This is a genomic window from Pseudomonas sp., from assembly GCF_049645325.1.
Lineage (GTDB): Bacteria > Pseudomonadota > Gammaproteobacteria > Pseudomonadales > Pseudomonadaceae > Aquipseudomonas.
On sequence record NZ_JBARTQ010000165.1, the window covers coordinates 1 to 3,987 of the forward strand.

General features: G+C 60.8%; 3 protein-coding genes. All 3 read left to right on the forward strand.

Annotation, left to right across the window (positions count from 1 at the left end; genetic code table 11):
• The first annotated feature begins 173 nt into the window (after positions 1 to 173).
• Positions 174 to 2,579, forward strand: a complete 2,406-nt coding sequence (locus tag WBB95_RS07455; RefSeq protein ID WP_424486981.1) for a DNA translocase FtsK — start codon at positions 174 to 176, stop codon at positions 2,577 to 2,579.
• A gap of 54 nt (positions 2,580 to 2,633) precedes the next feature.
• Positions 2,634 to 3,257 carry an outer membrane lipoprotein chaperone LolA gene (gene lolA / locus WBB95_RS07460; protein WP_424486982.1) on the forward strand — a complete coding sequence of 208 codons (624 nt, stop codon included), beginning with the start codon at positions 2,634 to 2,636 and terminating at the stop codon, positions 3,255 to 3,257.
• Between the two features lie 27 nt (positions 3,258 to 3,284).
• A partial coding sequence (locus tag WBB95_RS07465) for an AAA family ATPase (protein ID WP_424486983.1) occupies positions 3,285 to 3,987 on the forward strand: 703 nt, incomplete at its 3' end.

Below are 3,987 nucleotides of genomic sequence, written 5' to 3' on the forward strand. Positions count from 1 at the left end.
ACGCAAACCCGTACAATGCGGCCATTGTGGCGTTATCGCCATTTCACCGATCCACCGCCCAGTGTTAAAAGTAGATTCAACGACGCTCGTTCATTTTTCAGCTGCCCGGATTGGGCAGTATTTTGCAGTCATTCAACAGATGGACGCGCTAAAGGCGCAGGAATAGACCCGTTTTGAAGAAATCCGCCGCAACACCTAAAGCAGCAGTCGTGCCGGCCTGGCGCCAGCACCTGCATTACCGCCTCAAGGAAGGTGCGCTGATCGCTATCGGCGCACTGTGCCTGTTCCTGATGATGGCCTTGCTCACCTATGGCAAGGACGACCCGGGATGGAGCCACAACAGCAAGATCGAAGACGTGCAGAACTTCGGCGGCCCGGCCGGTTCCTACAGCGCCGACATCCTGTTCATGGTGCTGGGTTACTTCGCCTACATCTTCCCGTTGCTGCTCGCGATCAAGACCTGGCAGATCTTCCGCCAGCGTCATGAGCCATGGCAGTGGAGCGGCTGGCTGTTCTCCTGGCGTCTGATCGGCCTGGTGTTCCTCGTGCTCTCCGGCGCGGCCCTGGCCCACATTCATTTCCACGCACCCACCGGCCTGCCGGCGGGCGCAGGCGGCGCACTGGGTGAGAGCCTGGGCGACTTGGCGCGCAGGACCCTGAACATCCAGGGCAGCACGCTGATGTTTATCGCATTGTTCCTGTTCGGCCTCACCGTGTTCACCGACCTGTCGTGGTTCAAGGTGATGGACGTGACCGGCAAGATCACCCTCGACCTGCTGGAGCTGTTCCAGGGCGCCGCGAACCGCTGGTGGTCGGCGCGCGTCGATCGCAAGCGTATGGTGGCGCAACTGCGCGAAGTCGACACCCGGGTCAACGAGGTGGTGGCCCCGAGCACGCCGGACCGGCGCGAGCAGGCCAAGGTCAAGGAACGCCTGATCGAACGCGAACAGGCCCTGAGCAAGCACATGTCGGACCGCGAGAAGCAGGTGCCGCCTGTAATCGCCCCCGCGCCGCCCAAGGCGCCCGAGCCGAGTGCCCGCGTGCAGAAAGAGAAACAGGCGCCGTTGTTTGTCGACAGCGCTGTCGAAGGCACCTTGCCGCCGATCTCGATCCTCGACCCGGCCGAAAAGAAAAAACTCAACTATTCCCCGGAATCCCTGGCGGCCGTCGGCCACCTGCTGGAAATAAAACTCAAGGAATTCGGGGTCGAAGTTACGGTGGATTCGATCCATCCCGGCCCGGTGATTACCCGTTACGAGATCCAGCCGGCTGCCGGCGTCAAGGTCAGCCGTATTTCCAACCTGGCCAAAGACCTGGCGCGCTCCCTGGCCGTGACCAGCGTGCGCGTGGTGGAAGTCATCCCTGGCAAGACCACCGTGGGTATCGAGATTCCCAACGAAGACCGCCAGATCGTGCGCTTCTCCGAAGTGCTGTCGACGCCCGAATACGACAACTTCAAGTCGCCTGTCACCCTGGCCCTGGGTCACGATATCGGCGGCAAGCCGGTGATCACAGACCTGGCAAAAATGCCGCATTTGCTGGTGGCCGGTACCACCGGTTCCGGTAAGTCGGTGGGTGTGAACGCGATGATCCTGTCGATCCTGTTCAAGTCCGGCCCGGATGACGCCAAGCTGATCATGATCGACCCGAAAATGCTTGAGCTGTCGATCTACGAGGGCATTCCGCACCTGCTGTGCCCGGTGGTGACCGACATGAAGGACGCCGCCAACGCCCTGCGCTGGAGCGTGGCCGAGATGGAGCGGCGCTACAAGCTGATGGCGAAGATGGGCGTACGGAACCTGTCGGGCTTCAACGCCAAGGTCAAGGAAGCCCAGGACGCCGGCACGCCGCTGACCGACCCGCTGTACAAGCGCGAAAGCATTCACGATGAAGCACCGTTGCTGACCAAGCTGCCGACTATCGTGGTGGTGGTCGACGAATTCGCCGACATGATGATGATCGTCGGCAAGAAGGTCGAAGAACTGATCGCACGTATTGCGCAAAAGGCGCGTGCTGCCGGTATCCACTTGATCCTCGCCACACAGCGCCCTTCGGTGGATGTGATCACCGGTCTGATCAAGGCCAACATTCCAACGCGCATGGCGTTCCAGGTGTCGAGCAAGATCGACTCGCGGACCATCATCGACCAGGGCGGCGCCGAACAACTGCTCGGCCACGGTGACATGCTTTACATGCCGCCCGGCACCAGCCTGCCGATCCGTGTTCACGGCGCTTTCGTTTCCGACGATGAAGTACACCGCGTGGTGGAAGCCTGGAAACTGCGTGGCGCGCCCGAGTACAACGACGACATCCTCGCGGGCGTTGAAGAGGCCGGCAGCGGCTTCGACGGCGGCAGCGGTGGCGACGATGACGCCGAAACCGATGCGCTCTATGACGAAGCCGTGGCATTTGTACTGGAAAGCCGCCGCGCCTCGATCTCAGCCGTGCAGCGCAAACTGAAAATTGGCTACAACCGCGCCGCCCGCATGATCGAATCCATGGAAAATGCTGGCGTCGTCACCGCCATGAATACTAACGGTTCGCGCGAAGTCATCGCCCCCGGGCAGATGCGTGACTGATTCCGCGCCGCGTGGCAGCACGCGGCACGCCCTAACGACTCAATGAGGACTCCCATGCGTCTTATCCGCATGCTGTTGTTGCCGGCACTGGCCCTGACCGCTGTTTCGGCTCACGCTGATCCGGCTTCCGTCGCCAGCCTGAAGAACCTGTTGGACAAATCCCAAACCCTGACGGCGCGCTTCTCCCAGTTGACCCTGGATGCCGGCGGCACCCAGTTGCAGCAAACTGAAGGTGAAATGGCCGTGCAGCGCCCGGGGCTGTTCTATTGGCACACGGAAGGCAAGGCCGAACAGACCATCGTTTCCGACGGCCAGAAAGTCACGCTGTGGGACCCGGACCTGGAACAGGCGACCATCAAGAAGCTTGATCCGCGCCTGAACCAGACCCCGGCGCTGTTGTTGTCGGGTGATGTGTCGAAAATCAACGACAGCTTCGACATCACCTCCAAGCAAACCAGCAACGTGATCGAGTTCACCCTCAAGCCTAAGTCCAAGGACACGCTGTTCGACAGCCTGCAACTGTCGTTCGGCAACGGTGTGATCAACAACATGCGCTTGATCGACAGCGTCGGCCAGCGCACCGACATCCTGTTCTCCGGGGTCAAGGCCAACGGCGTTGTGGATGCATCCAAGTTCAAGTTCGTCATCCCCAAGGGTGCCGACGTGATCCAGGAATAAACTGCCCAGAGGTTTCAAACGCTGCCCATGGATTTGTTTCGAAGTGACCCGATTGCTCAACCGTTGGCCGCGCGCTTGCGTTCGACCAACCTGGATGAGTACGTCGGGCAAGAACACCTGCTCGCTCGCGGCAAGCCTTTGCGCGAAGCCCTGGAGCAGGGTGCGCTGCACTCGATGATTTTCTGGGGGCCGCCGGGCGTGGGTAAAACCACCCTGGCGCGGCTGTTGGCGAAAGTCTCGGATGCGCACTTCGAAACGGTCTCCGCGGTACTGGCAGGGGTCAAAGAGATTCGCCAGGCCGTTGAGGTTGCCAAGCAGCAGGCCGGGCAATACGGCAAGCGCACCCTCCTGTTCGTCGACGAAGTGCACCGCTTCAACAAGTCGCAGCAGGACGCGTTTTTGCCCTATGTCGAAGACGGCACGCTGATTTTTATCGGCGCCACCACCGAAAATCCTTCGTTCGAACTCAATAACGCCTTGCTCTCGCGGGCGCGGGTTTATGTGCTCAAAAGCCTGGACGAAGCGGCCATGCGCAAGCTGTTGCAGCGCGCCTTGAGCGAAGACAAGGGCTTGGGCAAGCGCCAGCTGAGTCTCAGCGACGAAGGTTTCAAGATTCTGATGAGCGCCGCCGATGGTGACGGGCGCCGCTTTCTGAATTTGCTGGAGAACGCCTCCGACCTGGCCGAAGACAACAGCGAGATTGGCGTCGAGCTGTTGCAAAGCCTGCTCG

Excerpts from the sequence above, each read along its gene's own strand:
- lolA (WP_424486982.1), top strand. The coding sequence starts at position 2,634 with ATGCGTCTTATCCGCATGCTGTTGTTGCCGGCACTGGCCCTGACCGCT.